15 protein-coding genes and 1 tRNA gene are annotated in these 17,154 nt (G+C 72.7%); 8 read left to right on the top strand and 8 right to left on the bottom strand.

Annotated elements, in window-relative coordinates:
- The coding region (locus tag A8711_RS23200) for a transglycosylase domain-containing protein (RefSeq protein WP_069089312.1) at positions 1 to 1,685 on the top strand (1,685 nt) is incomplete at its 5' end.
- A gap of 69 nt (positions 1,686 to 1,754) precedes the next feature.
- Here A8711_RS23200 and A8711_RS23195 read toward each other — a convergent pair.
- Complete coding sequence (locus tag A8711_RS23195) at positions 1,755 to 2,210, bottom strand: GatB/YqeY domain-containing protein (protein WP_043327855.1); 456 nt, start codon at positions 2,208 to 2,210, stop codon at positions 1,755 to 1,757.
- A 25-nt stretch (positions 2,211 to 2,235) separates the two neighbouring features.
- Between A8711_RS23195 and A8711_RS23190 the strand changes: the two genes are divergently transcribed.
- The 4 genes from A8711_RS23190 (at position 2,236) to A8711_RS23175 (ending at position 5,296) form a co-directional block, all read left to right on the top strand.
- Entirely contained in the window at positions 2,236 to 3,129 is an 894-nt protein-coding gene (locus tag A8711_RS23190; protein ID WP_043327854.1) for a metallophosphoesterase, read from the top strand.
- A gap of 152 nt (positions 3,130 to 3,281) precedes the next feature.
- Positions 3,282 to 3,358, top strand: a tRNA-Pro gene (locus A8711_RS23185).
- A gap of 82 nt (positions 3,359 to 3,440) precedes the next feature.
- Complete coding sequence (locus A8711_RS23180; RefSeq protein ID WP_069088216.1) at positions 3,441 to 4,115, top strand: HAD family hydrolase; 675 nt, start codon at positions 3,441 to 3,443, stop codon at positions 4,113 to 4,115.
- Positions 4,116 to 4,192: 77 nt separating this feature from the next.
- Positions 4,193 to 5,296, top strand: coding sequence for a calcium:proton antiporter (locus A8711_RS23175; protein ID WP_043330855.1), 1,104 nt, complete (start codon positions 4,193 to 4,195; stop codon positions 5,294 to 5,296).
- 74 nt (positions 5,297 to 5,370) lie between these two features.
- On the opposite strand, the gene A8711_RS23170 is transcribed toward A8711_RS23175, so the two are convergent.
- Positions 5,371 to 5,841: a hypothetical protein gene (locus tag A8711_RS23170; protein ID WP_233607679.1), complete on the bottom strand. Its 471-nt coding sequence runs from the start codon at positions 5,839 to 5,841 to the stop codon at positions 5,371 to 5,373.
- 113 nt (positions 5,842 to 5,954) lie between these two features.
- Between A8711_RS23170 and A8711_RS23165 the strand changes: the two genes are divergently transcribed.
- Positions 5,955 to 7,244, top strand: coding sequence for an MFS transporter (locus A8711_RS23165; protein WP_069089311.1), 1,290 nt, complete (start codon positions 5,955 to 5,957; stop codon positions 7,242 to 7,244).
- 83 nt (positions 7,245 to 7,327) lie between these two features.
- Here A8711_RS23165 and A8711_RS23160 read toward each other — a convergent pair whose 3' ends face one another.
- The 3 genes from A8711_RS23160 to A8711_RS23150 all read right to left on the bottom strand — a co-directional run bounded on the left by A8711_RS23160 (position 7,328) and on the right by A8711_RS23150 (position 10,956).
- Positions 7,328 to 9,070, bottom strand: coding sequence for a bifunctional UDP-sugar hydrolase/5'-nucleotidase (locus A8711_RS23160; RefSeq protein ID WP_069089310.1), 1,743 nt, complete (start codon positions 9,068 to 9,070; stop codon positions 7,328 to 7,330).
- A 315-nt stretch (positions 9,071 to 9,385) separates the two neighbouring features.
- Positions 9,386 to 10,165 (bottom strand): histone deacetylase, encoded by a 780-nt coding sequence (locus tag A8711_RS23155; RefSeq protein WP_231915504.1) that lies wholly within the window; start codon positions 10,163 to 10,165, stop codon positions 9,386 to 9,388.
- Positions 10,166 to 10,176: 11 nt separating this feature from the next.
- Positions 10,177 to 10,956, bottom strand: coding sequence for a phosphodiesterase (locus A8711_RS23150; RefSeq protein WP_043327850.1), 780 nt, complete (start codon positions 10,954 to 10,956; stop codon positions 10,177 to 10,179).
- Positions 10,957 to 11,134: 178 nt separating this feature from the next.
- Here A8711_RS23150 and A8711_RS23145 point away from each other — a divergent pair, with 178 nt between their 5' ends.
- Positions 11,135 to 12,586 (top strand): diguanylate cyclase, encoded by a 1,452-nt coding sequence (locus A8711_RS23145; RefSeq protein ID WP_069089309.1) that lies wholly within the window; start codon positions 11,135 to 11,137, stop codon positions 12,584 to 12,586.
- A gap of 97 nt (positions 12,587 to 12,683) precedes the next feature.
- Here the strand turns inward: A8711_RS23145 and A8711_RS23140 are convergent, their stop codons facing one another.
- Positions 12,684 to 13,742: an aspartate-semialdehyde dehydrogenase gene (locus A8711_RS23140; RefSeq protein ID WP_069089308.1), complete on the bottom strand. Its 1,059-nt coding sequence runs from the start codon at positions 13,740 to 13,742 to the stop codon at positions 12,684 to 12,686.
- Positions 13,743 to 13,748: 6 nt separating this feature from the next.
- Positions 13,749 to 15,014, bottom strand: a complete 1,266-nt coding sequence (locus tag A8711_RS23135; RefSeq protein WP_030502103.1) for an aspartate kinase — start codon at positions 15,012 to 15,014, stop codon at positions 13,749 to 13,751.
- Between the two features lie 238 nt (positions 15,015 to 15,252).
- Here A8711_RS23135 and A8711_RS23130 point away from each other — a divergent pair, with 238 nt between their 5' ends.
- Positions 15,253 to 16,017, top strand: coding sequence for a hypothetical protein (locus A8711_RS23130; protein WP_051611336.1), 765 nt, complete (start codon positions 15,253 to 15,255; stop codon positions 16,015 to 16,017).
- A gap of 10 nt (positions 16,018 to 16,027) precedes the next feature.
- Here the strand turns inward: A8711_RS23130 and A8711_RS23125 are convergent, their stop codons facing one another.
- Positions 16,028 to 17,014 (bottom strand): DUF5937 family protein, encoded by a 987-nt coding sequence (locus tag A8711_RS23125; protein ID WP_069089307.1) that lies wholly within the window; start codon positions 17,012 to 17,014, stop codon positions 16,028 to 16,030.
- Positions 17,015 to 17,154 lie beyond the last annotated feature (140 nt).

Here is a 17,154-nt window from a genome sequence, read left to right as displayed (position 1 = left end):
GCGACTACGTCATCGACAACATGGTGCAGATCGGGGCGATCACCCAGCAGGAGGCGGACGCCGCCAAGAAGATCAAGCTCGTCGTCAAGGGCAAGCGCACCCCGAACGGCTGCACCCAGACCACCACCCGCTCCTGGGGCTTCTTCTGCGACTACCTCTACCGCTGGTGGCTGCAGCAGGAGACGTTCGGCGCCACCTCGTACGACCGTGAGCGGCGGCTCAAGAGCGGCGGCTACACCATCATCTCCACGCTCGACGTGCAGGCGCAGAAGGCCGCTGACAAGGCCGTCCGCAAGAACCTGGGCGAGAGCAGCAAGGCGGCCCGGATGGTGGCCGCCGTCGAGCCCGGCACCGGCCGGGTACGCGCCGTCGCCGTCAACCGCAACTTCAAGCTCGACGACCCGGACGACCCGCAGAACAAGATCTCCAGCGACCCGGCGAAGGCCAAGAAGAAGATCCGGGGCAACTACCCCAACACGGTGAACCCGCTGATCACCGGTGGCCCCGGCATCGCCGGCTACCAGGCGGGCTCGACCTTCAAGATCTTCACGCTGGTGGCCGCGCTGGAGAAGGGCTACCCGCTCAGCTACCCGATCAACGCGCAGCCGGTGTTCAAGTCGAACTACCCGGTCGAGTTCAACTCGCCGGCCGCCTGCCCGGGCACCAACAAGTACTGCCCGAAGAACGCCAACGCCTCGATGGCCGGCATGCACAACATGTGGAGCGGCTTCGGCTTCTCGGTCAACACGTTCTTCATCGACCTGCAGCAGCGGGTCGGCGCGGAGAACGTGGTGAAGGCGGCGCAGAAGCTCGGCATCTCGTTCCGCTCGTCGAGCGACGCGCAACTTGCCGCCAACCCGCACCAGTGGGGCGCGTTCAGCCTCGGCGTCTCGCAGACCACCCCGCTGGAGCTGGCGAACGCGTACGCGACGCTCGGCGCCGACGGCAAGTACTGCGAGCCGATCCCGGTGCAGGAGATCCGCGGCCCGGAGGGCGAGAAGCTCGACGTCGCGAACCCGCGCTGCGAGCAGCGGGTCAGCACCGAGGTGGCCCGGGCCGCCGTGGACGCCGCCCGCTGCCCGGTGGGTGACCGCTCCTCGACCACGAAGTGCGGCACCGCCACCGCCGGCAACGTCCGCAACATCGTCGACGCGCCGGTGGCCGGCAAGTCCGGCACCACCGACTCGGAGAAGACCTCCTCGCTGGTTGCCATGACCAAGCAGTACGCGGTGGCCGGCATCATGGCCGACCCGGACTGGCCGCAGACCAACCAGAAGATGGGCCACGACGTGCCCACCGGCATCAACCCGGCGGTCTACGAAACGCTACGGGACGCCATGAAGGGCAAGGACCGGAAGAACTTCACCCCGCCCAGCGGCAAGATCGTCCTGGGTGACCAGCGGTCCATCCCGGATGTGAAGTGCGCGTCCATCGAGAGCGCGAAGTCCCGGCTCAAGGGCGCCGGCTTCGAACCGGTGGTCTCCAGCAACAAGGTGGCGTCGGACTGCCCGGCGGGCACCGCGGCCGGCACCAGCCCGAACGGGCGCACCATCAAGGGCGGCGTCGTCATGATCGAGGTCAGCTCCGGCAAGGGCGACTCGGACCAGGGCGGCACCGCGACGCCGGACCGACCAGGTGGCCCGGGCGGACCGGGTAACGGCCGACCAGGACGACCGGGGAACTGATCCCAGACGAAGCGACGGCCACCTCCGTGAAGGGGGTGGCCGTCGCTTCGTCTTGTGCCTACGGGACGGTCAGAGGCCCAGCTGGCGGCGTACCTCGGCGGCCACCCGGCCCCCCTCGGCGCGGCCGGCCACCGCGGCCTGGGCGGCCTTCATGGCCGGGCCCATCTGCGCCTTGCCGGTGAAGCCGCCCGCGGCGAGCGCCCCCGAGACCAGCTCGGCCAGTTCCTCGTCGGAGAGCTGCTTGGGCAGGTACCGCTCCAGCACCTCACCCTCGGCGGTCTCCTTGCCGGCCTGCTCGGCGCGCCCGGCGTCGGCGAACGCCACTGCCGCCTCGCGGCGCTTCTTCGCCTCCTTGGCCAGCACCGCGAGCACCTCGTCGTCGCTGAGCTCGCGCTTTTCCCGGCCGGCCACCTCGGCGTTGCCCACGGCCGCGAGGGCCATGCGAAGCGTGGAGGTGGTCAGCTCGTCGCGCGCCTTCAGGGCGGCGCGCATGTCGGCGGTGAGACGGTCCTTCAGCGTGCTCATGGACGGTGAAACTACCCTGAACGCCATGCGAAAGCGCACACTATTCCGTCTCGCGGCCGGAACCGTCGCCGCCGGGGCGGCCACCCTCGCGTACGCGTCGCTCATCGAGCGCAACATGTTCACCCTGCGCCGGTACGACGTGCCGGTGCTCCCGACCGACGCCGAACCGCTGCGGGTGCTGCACCTCTCGGACCTGCACATGATGCCCGCCCAGCGGCGCAAGCAGGACTGGGTGGCCTCGCTGGCCGCGCTCGACCCGGACCTGGTCGTGGTCACCGGCGACAACATGGCCCACCCGGAGTCGGTGCCGGGTGTGCTGCGCGCGCTGCAACCGCTGCTCGACCTGCCCGGCGCGTTCGTCTTCGGCTCCAACGACTACACCGGCCCGGTCCTGAAGAACCCCTTCACCTACTTCCTGCCGGACCGGGAATACACCGAGGGCACGCCCCTGCCGTACGAGGAACTGCGCGACATCCTCACCGGCGCCGGCTGGGTCGACATGAACAACGCGCGCACCTCGCTCAAGGCCGGCGGGCGGGAGATCGAGCTGGTCGGCGTGGACGACCCGCACATCGAACGCGACGACTACGACGCCGTGGCCGGCCCGGTCAGCGGCGACGCGGCGCTGTCGATCGCGCTGTCCCACTCCCCCGAGCCCGCGGTGCTGGACCGGATGGCGGCCGACGGCTTCGGCCTGCTGCTCGCCGGGCACACCCACGGCGGCCAGGTGTGCGTGCCCGGGTACGGCGCGCTGGTGACCAACTGCGGGCTGCCCCGCTCGATGGCGCGCGGGTTGCACCGCTGGCCCGGCTCGGACTCGTGGCTGCACGTCTCCGCCGGCCTCGGCACCCACCCCACCGCCCCCATCCGCTTCGCCTGCCCCCCCGAGGCCAGCATCCTCACGCTGATCTCCCGCTGACCCCGCCGCCCGGCGTCCCCGCTTCCCGGCAGATCTTGGTACGCGCCCGCCCCTCCGAGGGCCGGTTCGTACCAAGATCTGCCGCCCGCGCGGAGCGGGGGGTACCGAGTTTGACCGTGCGGGCGGGTGGGCTACTATTTGTCGGCACGCCTCGGGGTGTGGCGCAGCTTGGTAGCGCGCTTCGTTCGGGACGAAGAGGTCGTCGGTTCGAATCCGGCCACCCCGACCAGAGGTAAGAGGGCACATCCGATCCATCGGATGTGCCCTCTGCGTTTCCCCAGCCGTGATCACCCTCGCAGTAGGATCCCGGCATGCCACGGCCGGTCATCTTCGACCTCTTCCACACCCTGGTCCACGGCGCCGACGACGAGCGGGACCGGGTGGTCGGCGAGATGGCGCTCCTGGTCGGGGTGGCTCCGGCGGCGCTCGTCGCCGCGTACCACGCGACGTGGCGGGACCGGCTCGTCCGGTGGAGCGCGGAGGAGACCGTCCGCATCCTCGCCGAACGCCTCGGCGGCTCGCCGACGGACGAGCAGGTAAGCCGCGCCGCCGCGCATCGGCGTGCGCTGGCCCGCCGCGTGTTGGGCCGCGTCCCGGTCGGCACCCTGGACGTGCTCGACGCGCTGCGCGAGCGCGGCCACCGGCTGGCCCTGATCAGCAATGCCACTTCCGAGACCGCCGAGGCGTGGGCGGCCGGCCCACTCGCCCGGCGCTTCGACGTCGCGGTCTTCTCCAGCGCGGTCGGGCTGGCCAAGCCGGACCCGGCGATCTACCGCACCGCCGCGCAGCGCCTGGGCGTCGCGCCGGCGGAATGCGTCTACGTGGGCGACGGCGCGGACGGCGAACTGGCCGGCGCGGCGGCGGTCGGCATGACGGTGCTGCGGACCACCGAGCACCAGGACACCGATCCCGGCTGGATCGGACCGGTGATCGCGGACCTCCGTGACCTGCCCACCCATGTGGAGCAACCGGCCTCGACCGAATAGATCGACAGGACTGCCCGAAGCCACCCCGCCACGCGGCGTCGACCCTGCCGCCTGGCAAAGTTATGCGCATGCCGCCGATGATCCGATCCCGCCTGACCGATTGGACCACCGTCGCGCCCCTGGTCGCCGTGCTCGTGCTCGTGATGACCTGGGGACGGGAGCTGCCCGGCCCGCTCATCTTCGTGGTGGCGGCCCTGCTCGCGGCGGCTGTGCTGGCGGCCGTACACCACGCCGAGGTGGTGGCGCACAAGGTCGGTGAGCCGTACGGCTCGCTCGTGCTGGCGGTGGCGGTCACCGTGATCGAAGTCGGTCTGATCGTCACGCTGATGATCAGCGGTGGGGACAAGACGCAGGCGCTGGCGCGGGACACCGTCTTCGCCGCCGTCATGATCACCTGCAACGGCATCCTCGGCCTGTCGCTGCTGCTCGGCGCGCTGCGCCGGCAGGTGGCGGTGTTCAATCCGGAGGGCACCGGAGGGGCGCTGGCGACGGTGGCGACGCTCGCCACGCTCAGCATGGTGGTGCCGACGTTCACCACGAGCCGGCCGGGCCCGGAGTTCTCCCCCGCCCAGCTCGCCTTCGCGGCGGTCGCCTCGCTGGCCCTCTATCTGCTGTTCGTGATGGTGCAGACCGGCCGGCACCGCGACTACTTCCTCCCGGTCACCCAGGAGGGCAGCATCCTCGCCGAGGACAAGACCGGCGACGGCCACGCCGAGCCGCCGTCCACACGTACCGCCCTGGCCAGCCTGGCCCTGCTGGTGGTGGCGCTCGTCGCGGTGGTCGGCGACGCGAAGACGATCTCCCCGGCGATCGAGACCGCGGTCAGCGCGGCGAACCTGCCGCAGGCGTTCGTCGGCGTGGTCATCGCGCTGCTGGTGCTGCTGCCGGAGACGCTCGCCGCCGCCCGGGCGGCCCGGCGGGACCGCGTGCAGATCAGCCTCAACCTCGCGCTCGGCTCGGCCATGGCCAGCATCGGCCTGACCATCCCGGCCATCGCGATCGCCTCGATCTGGCTGGACGGGCCGCTGATGCTGGGCCTGGGCGGCACCCAGATGACGCTGCTGGCGCTGACCGCTGTCACAGCGGTGCTCACCGTCGTGCCGGGCCGGGCCACAGTGCTCCAGGGCGGCGTGCACCTGGTGCTGCTCGCCGCGTTCGTCTTCCTGGCCGCGAGCCCGTAGGCCGACGCGCCAGCCGCGGGCCCGTAAACCGACGCGCCAGCCGCCGGCCGGTGAGCCGCCGGCCAACAGGTCCGTCAGTCGTGCGTCTCCGTGCGCGCCACCTCGGCGAACGCGGCGGTCAGGTACTCGGCGAACGGTCGTCCGGTGACCGCCAGCAGGTCGGCCACGAGCAGCGGGGCGTGCCGGGCGACCGCCGCCGGGCCGGGCGGGTTCTCGTCGTCACCGGGGTCGTAGACGCCGAGCGCGCCGGCCAGCAGCACCAGCAGCACGTGCGGGTCGACGTCGGGCCACCAGGCCGCCGCCGACCGGACGCACTGTTCCAGCACCTGGCGTACGTCGTCGCCGTCCAGCCCGTCCGGATGGCCCTCCTCCAGCAGCAGCCGGACCACACCGCCGAGCACCAGCCCGGACCGGTCGGCGGCGGCCAGCCGCTCGACGGCCGGGGCGTACGTCTCGGCGTCGCGGGCCTGCGCGGCGCCCACCGCGTCGGTGGCCGTCTCGGCGATCTCGCGGGCCGGTGCGGGCAGGTGCCGCCAGGTCGTCATCACCGGGTCAGCATGGCAGAGCACGTGTGTTCGCTCACCTTCCGGCCCAGCGACCGCGTGTGTAAGGGGTAAACGGGTCGCGAGAGTCGTACCCGAAGCACAGAATCCCTGCCATGCTGCGCCGCGCCCTGCCCGCCCGTCCCGAAGCCCGCCGGAYCCTGCTCGGAACCCTGTTCTCCGCGGTCGGGCGCGGCCTCACCCTGCCGTTCCTGTTCATCTACCTCACCGACGTACGCGGCCTGACCGACACCCGGGCCGGGCTGGTGATCGGCTGGTTCGGCGCTGTCACGCTGGCGCTCTCGCCGCTGGCCGGCACGTTCATCGACCGCTTCGGCGCGCGCCGGGTCGTGTTGCCCTGCCTGGTGATCGAGGCGATCGGCGTCGGCTCACTGGCGCTCGTCGACTCGACCGCCTCGGCGTTCGGCGTGATGACGCTCATCGCCGTCGGCAGCTCGGCGATCTGGGCCGGGCAGAACACGATCCTCGCCTCGCTCACCGACGACGGCGAGCGGCAGCGCGTCTTCGGGCTCAACTTCGCGCTGCTCAACCTCGGTATCGGCACGGGCGGCCTGATCTCCGGCGCGGTGGTCGACGTGGCCCGTCCGGTCACGTTCGAGGTGATCTACCTGCTGGACGCGGTGAGCTACCTGACGCCGGCGCTGATCCTGCTGACGCTGCCGCACGTGGGGCGCCGGCCGGTCGCGGCCACGGGGGCGAAGGCCGCCGATCGGAGGACCGGCGGCTACCTCACGGTGCTGCGGGACCGGCCGTTCCGCCGCCTGGTCATCTTCGGCCTGGTGCTCACCACCTGCGGGTACGCGCAGATCGAGGTGGGCTTCGCGGCGTACTCGGTGCGGGTGGTCGAGGTGACGCCGCGCGTGGTGGCGTGGGCGCTCGCCGCGAACACCGTCATGATCGTGCTCTCCCAGCTGCTGGTGATCCGGCGGCTGGAGGGGCGCAGCCGTACCCGTGCCCTGGCCACCGTCGGCGCGGTGTTCGCCGGCGCGTGGCTGGTGCTCGGCGCGGCCGGCGTGGTGGGCAGCGGCAACGCGCTGCTCGCGGCGCTCGGCGTGGTGGCCTGCTCGGCGATCTTCGGGTTCGGCGAGACGATGCTGTCTCCGGTCATGCCCGCGCTCACGAACGCGCTCGCCACCGACGAGCTGCGTGGCCGGTACAACGCGATGAGCTCGATGATCTTCGGGATCAGCGGTGTGGTCGGCCCGGTGACCGCCGGGCCGCTGATCGGCGCGGCGAACGGCCGGGTCTGGGTGGCGGTCGTGGTGGGCGGCTGCCTGGCCGCCTCGCTGCTCGCGCTGTCGCTGCGTCCGCTGCTCACCGCCGCGCAGGACGGCCGCCTGACGGCCGCCGAGACGCCGGAGCCCGAGCCCGCGCGGGCGACCTGACCCGGGACACGTCCCCGGCGGCCTGACACGCGAACGGGCCCCGCAGCATTCGCTCCGGGGCCCGTCGGCGGTGCGGTCGGCGGTCAGCCGGCGGCGACCTCGGTGGTGGTGCGGATCCGGTCCAGCGCCGGCGGGGAGACCGGCGACTTCTCGGTCAGGTACGCGGTGAAGGCGTCCAGGTCGATCTGGCCGGTCACCGCGTTGGTGCCGCCGGTCAGGACGCTGAAGCCGTCACCGCCACCGGCGAGGAAGTTGTTCACGGTGACCCGGTAGGTGGCGGTGTCCGTCACCGGGGTGCCGTTGATGGTGAGGCTGCCCCGGACCACCCGGGTGCCGGCGCACGGCGTGCCGGCCGGCGCGGTGGTGCCGTCGACGTCCACGACGTAGTTGACGGTCGAGGACGCGTAGAGCACGCGCGCCACTGTGAACTGCTGCTCCAGCATGCAGTAGAGCTGCGCGCCGGTCAGGTCGAGCGTCACCAGGTTGTTGGCGAACGGCTGCACGGTGAACGCCTMGGCGTAGGTGACCGGGCCGGCGTCGAGGTCGGCGCGTACGCCACCGGGGTTCATGAACGCGGCGACCGCGTTCTGCTCGGTGTCGGTCGCGGCGAGCTGCGCGTCGGCGATCACGTTGCCCAGCGGCGACTCACCGGTCTGGTACGTCGGCTTGCCGTTGACGTCGACCCCGGTCTGGTACAGGTTCTCCTGGGTCTTGGTGATCGCCGCGGTGGTCTCGCCGACGACCCGGTCGGCCACCGGGCCGAGCGCGGTCTTGTACCGGTTGATCAGGTCGGTCGAGGGCTTGTCCGGCGCCACGTCCCGGGTGACCACCACGTTGTTCGCGGACGCGCTCACCACGTCGCGGGTACGCGGGTCGATCTTCAGGTCGATCTGGGTGACCAGGCGGCCGAACGAGCTGGCGCTGGTGACCAGCTTGCCGTTGATGTTGCAGTTGTACGCGGCGTGGGTGTGCCCGCTGACGATCACGTCGATGGACGGGTCCATCCGGTTGGCGATGTCGACGATCGGGCCGCTGAACCCGGTGCAGTCGTTGATGCCGCCGCCGTTCTGCACGCCGCCCTCGTGCAGCAGCACGACGATGCTCTTGACGCCGAGCAGGCGCAGGATCTTGGCGTACTTGTTGGCGGTGTCGGCCTCGTCGCTGAACCGCAGGCCGGCGACGCCCTGCTGGCTGACGATGTTCGGGGTGCCCTCCAGGGTCATCCCGATGAAGCCGATCGGCACACCCTTGACGATCTTGATGCCGAACGGCTGCATCAGGGGCAGGCCGGTGGAGGTCTTGAACGCGTTCGCCGAGAGGTACTTGAACTTGGCGCCACCGAACGGGGTGCCGTCGGCGCAGCCGTCCACCGGGTGGCAGCCGCCGCGCTGCATGCGCAGCAGCTCGGCCGCGCCCTCGTCGAACTCGTGGTTGCCGACGCTCGCGAACTCCAGCCCGGCGAGGTTCATCTCCTCGATGGTCGGCTCGTCGTGGAACGCGGCGGACAGCAGCGGCGAGGCGCCGATCAGGTCACCGGCGGCGACAGTGACGGTGCCCTTGCCCTGCTTCTTGGCCTCGGCGCGCATCGACTTCAGGTGGCTGGCCAGGTATTCCGCGCCACCGGCCGGCTGGCCGTCGATGGTGCCGCTGGACCCGCTCGGCGGCTCCAGGTTGCCGTGGAAGTCGTTGATCGCGAGCAGCTGGACGTCGACCGGCTTCGGGCGCGCCTCGGCCTGGTCGGGGGTGACGGCGACAGCGGTGAACGCGGTCGCGGCGAGTGCGGCCAGGCCGACTACGGCCCGGCGTCGCATCCCGGTGACGGACATGGAACTCCTCGTGAGATACCTATGCTGGTGTCCGGACGATGGTTCGCCCGGTGGCCCTGGTCCGTGCCATGACAGGGGTCGATCGTGGAAGGCGGCAATCGGGGAACGCCACCCCCGCTCGGGGGTAGCTTCTCATCCACCGGGCCTCAGGTCGACCGGGGTGGCATTCGGAATCGTCGACGTGGTGGGAGACCCGTACCGGTCCGCCGGACGAGTCGGACATGACGGTCTGGTGAATTTCCGCGCGGCGCTCGCTGTCGATGCCCGCGTCGTGAAGGGCGCCGGCTCCCAGGGACAGGGAGCCGGCGCCGACGCTCATGTCACGCGCAATTCCTTGCGCTGGCAACCGTCCTCGCCGGAATCAGCGCCTGGCGGACACCCATCGCGAGCCGAACGGTCGTTCACGTCTGACGGATCGACATCCGCAACGGACTGTCCGAATTCGACCGAAGCCCCGGAGAGCCGGTTCGAAAGCCGGCTGTGGGTGGCGGCGACGAGCCCGCGCAACGCCCGCCGGTTCCACCGCCCGGCGACTCCCGGACGGCCCGCCAGGTAGCCGACGATCCGCGCGGTGTCCCAGCCGTGCGCCTCCCGCAGACCGCGCGCCAGCATCCCGAGATAGAGCGGAGCGGGCCGGGTCCACGGCACCTCCACCGCGCGGTGCGGCGCGGTGAACGTGAGCATCGGCAGCCCTTCGCGGACGCCGACCCGCAGCAGCGTCTCGTAGCGGCCCGGCCCGAGCCTCGCCCGCCCGGTCTCGACCGCCGCGCGGATACCGGCCAGGTCGGCGCCCGGCGGCCGGTACATCTCCTGCGCCGCGATGTCGGCGAACTGCTCGACGGTCACCAGGTAGCCGCGCGCCGCCGCCCGGCCGGGCAGCTGCGGGTCGTAGAACGCCATGCCGCCGGTCCAGGCCCGCGACTCGCCCGCGAAATAGACCCCGCCGGGGATCAGCGCCGGGACGGTCCGGCGCGGTGGCCGGCAGTCCCGGCAGCCGGGGTACGTGCGCAGCCCGCCGGGTGGGCGTCCGCCACGCAGGTACCAGTCGAGCCGGGCGGCGTGCAGGTTCGAGCCGTACGCGACGTACCAGAGCATCGGCGTCGCCGTCAGAACCAGCAGGTGCGCCCGGCGGCGTGGCTGACCTGGACGGTGTGTGTCACGCAGCCGCCGTCGGCGACCAGGTGCAGCAGGAAGGCCGTCGGCTCGGCGACGAACCCCGGCTCCTCCTCGTCGGACATACTCAGGCTCACCTGGATCCACGTGCTCGGCGCGACGGTCAGCACCGTACCGGCGAACGCGCTTGTCACCTGGCGGTGCAGGTGCCCCGCGGCGACGCGTACGACATGGGGGTGCCGGCCCACCACGGCGGCGAGCGCGTCGGCGTCCGCGAGGCCCATCGCGTCCATGCCCGGTACGCCGACCGCGACCGGCGGATGGTGCAGGCACACGACGGCGGGCGCGTCGGTACGCCCGCCGAGCACCCCGTCGAGCCAGGCGAGCTGCTCGTCGCCGAGCCGGCCGCCGGTGCTGCCCGGGGTGAGCGAGTCGAGCACCACGAGCGTCGCGTCCGGCAGGTCGACGTGGTAGTGCGCCGAGAAGCCGCCGGCCAGGTAGGGGGTGCCGCCGAACGTGTCGAGCAGCGACTCGCGGTCGTCGTGGTTGCCGGTGGCCAGGTGCACCGGTAGCGGGAACGCGCCGACGATCTCGCGCAGGGCGAGGTATTCGTCCGGCCGGCCGTTGGCGGTCAGGTCGCCGGTGATCACCACGCAGTCGGGCCGGGGACGCAGCGCGAGCACCGTGCCGAGCGCCCGGTGCAACCCGGACGCCGGGTCGGCCGCGAGCGGGCCGGTGGTCACGTGCGGGTCGCTGAGCTGGGCGATGAGCATCGGCCGCCTCCTCGGGGTGCCCGGGCCCTCACGCTATCGCCGCGCGCCCTCCCCGCGCAGGCCCGATCCCGCCCACAGGCTGCGTCCACAGCCTGTGGATAGCACATGTGTACGAAGGTCGGTGACGGTCGCGCTGAGTACGCTTGATCGCGACCTACCCCCTCCGAGCAGGAACGACGTGGATCACGAGCGAGTACTCCGCGACGTCACGGTGCGCCTCCCCACGGCGTCCACCGTCCCGGAGGCGTGCCAGTGGACGGTCGCCGCGCTCGCCCGGCACACCCCGGCGACCGCCGCCGTCCTGCTCCGGGTCCACGACCGTCTGCGCTGCGTCGCCGCCACCGGCGCGTGGCAGGTCTTCTCGCACGTCCCGGCGACCGCCGACGCGCCCGCCCGCCACCGACCCGAACCCTCGGTGGTGCGGCGGGTGTACGCCTCCGGGGTGACCGCCGTCGTGCCCGACGTGAGCGCCGACCCCGACTACCTGCCGGTCCGGCCGGACGTCACCGCCGAACTCTGCGTTCCGGTACGTGACCCGGACGGCCGGCCCATCGGCGTGCTCGACCTGCAGTGGTGCGAGTCCGTCCCGCTCGCGGCGTGGCGGGAGACCGCCGAACTGGTGGCGGACCGCCTCGGCGGGCGGATCGCCGCGCTCGGCGGGTCACCGGCCGAGAGCCGCAGCGAGAAGCTGCTCCGGCACGCCGCCGCGTTCACCGCCGCCTCGACCGACTGGGACCTGATGACCGCCGCGCTCGCCGCGGCCCGGGACGTGTCGGCGCTCTCCGCCGCCGTGCTGGTCCTCACCGGGCGGAGCGGCCCACGCCTCGGCGCGCCCACCGACACCCCCGGCGAGTTGGAGACACGCATCCGCGCCGAGCTGGCCGAGGCCGGCCCGGCCGCGCTGGACCGCATGATCGACCGGGCCCACCGGTACGGCTCGGCGTACACGCTGGGCGAGGCGGGGCACCCGCCCACCGAGGAGTACCTGCCGCTGACCCGGGCGGGCGCGCGCACACTGGTGGCGGTGCCGGTCGGCACGCCGGCTGCCGGCGGCGTGCTGCTGGTCGCCGACGAGCAGCGCCTGCGCCCCGACCCGACCACTGTCAACCTGATCGAACTGCTCGCCGGGCAGGCGTGGACCTGCCTGGACCGGCTGCGTACGCTCGCCCGGCTGCGCGAGCAGGCCAGCTCCGACCCGCTCACCGGGCTACGGCACACCGGCCCGTTCGGGCAGCGGATCGCCACCGCCACGCCGGGGCGTACCGCCCTGCTGGCGATCGACGTGGACGGGTTCAAGGACGTCAACGACACGTACGGCCACCAGGCCGGCGACCGGCTGCTGGTGGGGCTGGCCCGGGCACTGGAGGGCGCGCTGCGCCAGGGCGACGAGCTGTACCGGACCGGCGGGGACGAGTTCGTGGCGGTGATCGAGGTGAGCCGCCCGGAGGAGGCGGTCCGGATCGCCGAGCGGCTCACCGAGGCGGCCCGCCGTACCGGCCGGACGATCAGCGTCGGCATCGCGCTGCCGCGGCCCGGCGAGTCCCCCGAGCGCACCCTGCACCGAGCCGACCAGGCCCTCTACGCGGTCAAGCGCCACGGCCGAGACGGAGTCCACCTCTCCGCCGCCTGACCCACCTTCTCCCCCGCGATCCCGCGATCTTGCACTTGCGGCCCGAAGCACGGGGCATTTGCCCCTTATACCCGGGCGAAGTGCAAGATCGACGGGGCTAGGCGGTGAGTTCCCTGGCGAGGAGTTCGGCGATCTGGGCCGTGTTCAGGGCGGCGCCCTTGCGGAGGTTGTCGCCGGTCACGAAGAGGTCGAGGGCTCTCGGGTCGTCGACCGCGCGGCGGATGCGGCCCACCCAGGACGGGTCGGTGCCGACCGCGTCGATCGGCATCGGGAACTCCCCGGACGCCGGGTCGTCGACCAGGATCACGCCCGGCGCGTTGCGCAGCACCTCGCGGGCTTCCTCGGCGTCCACCTCGGTGGCGAAGACCGCGTGCACGGCGACCGAGTGACCGGTCACCACCGGCACCCGTACGCAGGTGGCGGAGACCTTGAGGTCGGGCAGCCCGAGGATCTTGCGGGACTCGTTGCGGAGCTTCAACTCCTCCGACGACCAGCCGTCGTCTGCGAGCGAGCCCGCCCACGGTACGACGTTGAGCGCCAGCGGCGCCGGGAACGGACCCAGCTCGTCGCCGACGGCCTGGCGCACGTCGCCGGCGCGGGAGCCGAGCGCCCGGTCCCCGGCGATCTTGCCGAGCTGCAGGTGCAGCGCGTCCACGCCGGCCTGCCCGGCCCCGGACACCGCCTGGTACGACGCGAGCACCAGCTCGCGCAGGCCGTACGCGCGGTGCAGCGGGGCGATCGCCACGATCATGGCCAGCGTGGTGCAGTTGGCGTTGGCGATGATGCCCCGGGGTCGGTTGCGTACCTGGTCGGGGTTGATCTCGGGGACGACGAGCGGCACCTCGCGGTCCATCCGGAACGCGCCGGAGTTGTCGACCACCACCGCGCCGCGCGCGACGGCGACCGGGGCCCACTGCGCCGACACGTCGTCCGGCACGTCGAACATGGCCACGTCGACGCCGTCGAGAGCGTCCGCGGTGAGGGCCTGGACGGTCAGCTCCTCGCCCCGGCACTGCATGCGCCGGCCGGCCGACCGCTCGGAGGCGAGCAGCCGGATCTCGCCCCACACGTTGCGCCGGGAGGAGAGGATCTGGCACATCACCGTACCGACGGCACCTGTCGCCCCGACCACGGCGAGGGTGGGCAGCGACGCCACGGCGCGTTACCGCCCGGTGCCGGCGTAGACGACGGCTTCGGTGTCACCACCCAGCTCGAAGGCGTCGTGGATGGCGCGGACCGCCTTGTCCAGGTCGGTGTCGCGGCAGACCACGGAGACCCGGATCTCCGAGGTGGAGATCATCTCGATGTTGACGCCGGCCGCGCCGAGGGCGGCGAAGAAGCCGGCGGCCACGCCCGGGTGCGAGCGCATGCCGGCGCCGATCAGGCTGACCTTGCCGACGTGGTCGTCGTAGAGCAGGCCCTTGAACTTGACCGTCTCCTGGATCTTGCTGAGCGCGGTCATCGCGGTCGGGCCGTCCGCCTTGGGCAGCGTGAACGAGATGTCGGTGCGGCCGGTGCCCTCGGTGGACACGTTCTGCACGATCATGTCGATGTTGATCTCCGCGCCGGCGACCGTGTCGAAGATGCGCGCGGCGGCGCCCGGCTCGTCGGGCACGCCGACGATCGTGATCTTCGCTTCGCTGCGGTCGTGGGCGACCCCGGTGATCAGTGCCTGTTCCACAGGAAGGTCCTCCATCGATCCGGTGACCATCGTGCCGGTGTTGGTCGAGTATGACGAACGGACGTGGATCGGCAAGCCCGCGCGCCGCGCGTACTCGACGCTGCGCAGATGCAGCACCTTCGCGCCGCAGGCGGCCAGCTCCAGCATCTCCTCGTAGGTGATCCGGGTGATGTGCCGGGCGTTCGGCACGATCCGCGGGTCGGCGGTGAAGATGCCGTCCACATCGGTGTAGATCTCGCAGACGTCCGCCTCCAGCGCGGCGGCGAGCGCCACGGCGGTGGTGTCCGAGCCGCCCCGCCCGAGCGTGGTGACGTCCTTGGTGTCCTGCGAGACGCCCTGGAAGCCGGCGACGATGACCACCGCGCCCTCGTCCAGCGCGCCCTTGAGCCGCCCCGGGGTCACGTCGATGATCCGGGCCCGGCCGTGCACCGAGGTGGTGATCACGCCCGCCTGGGAACCGGTGAACGAGCGGGCCTCGTACCCCAGGTTGTGGATGGCCATGGCGAGCAGCGCCATGGAGATCCGCTCCCCGGCGGTGAGCAGCATGTCCAGCTCGCGGCCGGGCGGCAGCGGGCTGACCTGGTTGGCGAGGTCGAGCAGCTCGTCGGTGGTGTCGCCCATGGCGGACACCACCACGACCACGTCGTCGCCGGCCTTGCGCGCGGCCACGATGCGCTCGGCCACCCGCTTGATCCGCTCGGCGTTGGCGACGGAGGACCCGCCGTACTTCTGCACCACGAGTGCCACGACGGTGCACTCCCTCCCAGCGACGACCCTGAGCGTGCCGACGCCGCCGGGTCTCTCGGTCCGGCGGCGCGTGTCAGACCGCCTCAGCCTATCGGGCGGCCCGCGACGCCGGGTCGGGTGATCCCACCATCCGGCCCCGGCGTGGGGCGGCTCACCAGCCCGGGAGTACGCGACACGCCAAGCGGTACAGCCGTACGGTGGGCTGTCCGCGGCCGCCCGGACGACGCAGAATGAGCCGGTGCACGCTCATCGACGCGCGGCCCGCCGGGCGACCGGCGCGCTCGCGCTCATCCTGCCGACGCTGCTGGCCGCCTGTGTGAACGACCGGCCCGAGACGGCGCCCACCGGCTCCGCCGACCCGGTGCCGGTGCAGGTGGACGCCGCCCGCGACGAGCTGGCCGGGCTGGCCGCCGCCGCGCAGGACCGGCACCACACCGCCGCGTACTCCTTCACCCCGGCCGAAGGCGCTCCCCGCACGGTGGCGGTGACCAGCGCCAACGACGGCAGCTGGCGGGTCGACGTGCCCGGCTGGGGGCGGGACGGGACGGTGGACGTCTCGCTCGCCGCCACCTCCGACGGGCTGTTCCAGTGCGCGCTGCCCTCGGCCGGCTGGACGCAGGCGGCCAGCTGTGTCCGGCTCGGCGACGCCGACGACGCGGTGCCCCGCCGGCTGGACCCCCGGGTGCAGCACCCGTTCACCGACTGGCTGGAGGTGCTGACCGACAGGCGCGCGCCGCTCGCTGTCTCCCCCGCCGCGCCGCTGCCCGGCGTCACCGGCCGGTGCTACTCGGTCGACACGACCTCCGCCTCGCTGAACGCGCCGTTGGACGTGGGCATCTACTGCTTCCGGGAGGACGGCACACCGGCGGCGGTCCGGGCCGGCTTCGGCACGCTGACGCTGACCGGCGAGCCCGGCGCCGCGCCGGGCACCGTCGAGCTGGCCGGCGCGGTGACCGACGGCGAGCCGGTGAGCCGGGACGCCCCGAGCCCTGGAGCGCCGTGACGCGTTCCGCTCAGCCGCCCCGCGCGGCGCGGAGCAACGCGGCACCGACCTCGGTGTTGCGGTAGAGCACGTGCCGCCCGGCGCGGGACCGGGTGACGAGACCGGCGGCGTGCAGCGCGGAGAGGTGCTGGGACACGTTCCCGGCGGACAGCCCGGTGAGCCGGGCGAGGTCCGTGGTGGTCGTCGCCGCGTCGAGCAGGTTCAGCAGGGCGGCCCGACCGCCGCCGACCACCCGGGCGAGCGCGTCGCCGGCCGGTTCAGGTCCGCGTTCCCACAGCGTCCCGACCGCCCGAACCGGGTACGCCGCGGCCGGCAACGAGTCCTCCAGCAGGTTCCACAGCACCCGCTGGCGGCTGAACACGCTCGGGTTCAACGCCAGCCCTCGCCCCCGCAGGTCGAAGTCCCGCTCGAACGGGTCGTCGCTGACCACCCGGTCGCCGAGCCACCGCAGGCCGGGGTGGAGCCGCTCGAACAGATTCCCCGTCCCGCCCTCGGCGAGCTGGGCCGCCCGGTACGCGACGTCGGCGTCGAGCACCGCTCGCATCCGCGGCCAGTCCGGGGCGATCGCCTCGTCGTACCAGACCCGCATCGCCTCGACGAGCGGCGGCAACAGCTCGGTCGGGTCGGCGAGCAACGCCCGCCCGAACGGGCGTAGTGGTCCGCTCGGCGTGGTCGCCAGCAGGTCCCGGACCACCACGTCGGGCGGCGTCGCGGCGATCTGGTCGAGCTGGCCGTCCATCTCCACCCCGGGGCGGGCCGCCGGGGTGAGGAAGTCGGGCAGCCAGCGGCGCGGCAGGGTGAGGTGCACCAGCGGAGCGACCCGCTCGGCCACCTCCGGGCGGCGCAGCGTCGCCCGGGCCCGGTCGATCCACTGCAGGTGCACCGGATAGCGGGCCGGATCGGCGAGCGCCCACATGCTCATGACCGTCTCGTTGGCCGGCGACACACCGAACCGCACGCCCGCGACGTCGGCCAGCGTGAACCGCAACTCGGACATGCGCACCCCCCGATTCGACTCAGCCTAAAAGGCTCGACCGGCGCGTGGGGGGCACGATCTGCTCATCGGTCATGGGGGCCAGAGAGAGCATCCGCACCGCCGTCCGCGACGTCGTACCACCGGCCGGGCTGACCCGCGCC

The sequence above is a fragment of the Micromonospora sp. II genome, from assembly GCF_001709195.1.
Taxonomy (GTDB): domain Bacteria; phylum Actinomycetota; class Actinomycetes; order Mycobacteriales; family Micromonosporaceae; genus Micromonospora; species Micromonospora chalcea.
This window is presented reverse-complemented; position numbering and strand designations above follow the sequence as displayed.

Bases quoted from the DNA above. Each gene is read 5' to 3' on its own strand.
- A8711_RS23195 (WP_043327855.1), bottom strand. From the start codon at position 2,210: ATGAGCACGCTGAAGGACCGTCTCACCGCCGACATGCGCGCCGCCCTG.
- A8711_RS23190 (WP_043327854.1), top strand. From the start codon at position 2,236: ATGCGAAAGCGCACACTATTCCGTCTCGCGGCCGGAACCGTCGCCGCC.
- A8711_RS23180 (WP_069088216.1), top strand. From the start codon at position 3,441: ATGCCACGGCCGGTCATCTTCGACCTCTTCCACACCCTGGTCCACGGC.
- A8711_RS23175 (WP_043330855.1), top strand. From the start codon at position 4,193: ATGATCCGATCCCGCCTGACCGATTGGACCACCGTCGCGCCCCTGGTC.
- A8711_RS23170 (WP_233607679.1), bottom strand. From the start codon at position 5,841: ATGACGACCTGGCGGCACCTGCCCGCACCGGCCCGCGAGATCGCCGAG.
- A8711_RS23155 (WP_231915504.1), bottom strand. From the start codon at position 10,165: ATGCTCTGGTACGTCGCGTACGGCTCGAACCTGCACGCCGCCCGGCTC.
- A8711_RS23150 (WP_043327850.1), bottom strand. From the start codon at position 10,956: ATGCTCATCGCCCAGCTCAGCGACCCGCACGTGACCACCGGCCCGCTC.
- A8711_RS23125 (WP_069089307.1), bottom strand. From the start codon at position 17,014: ATGTCCGAGTTGCGGTTCACGCTGGCCGACGTCGCGGGCGTGCGGTTC.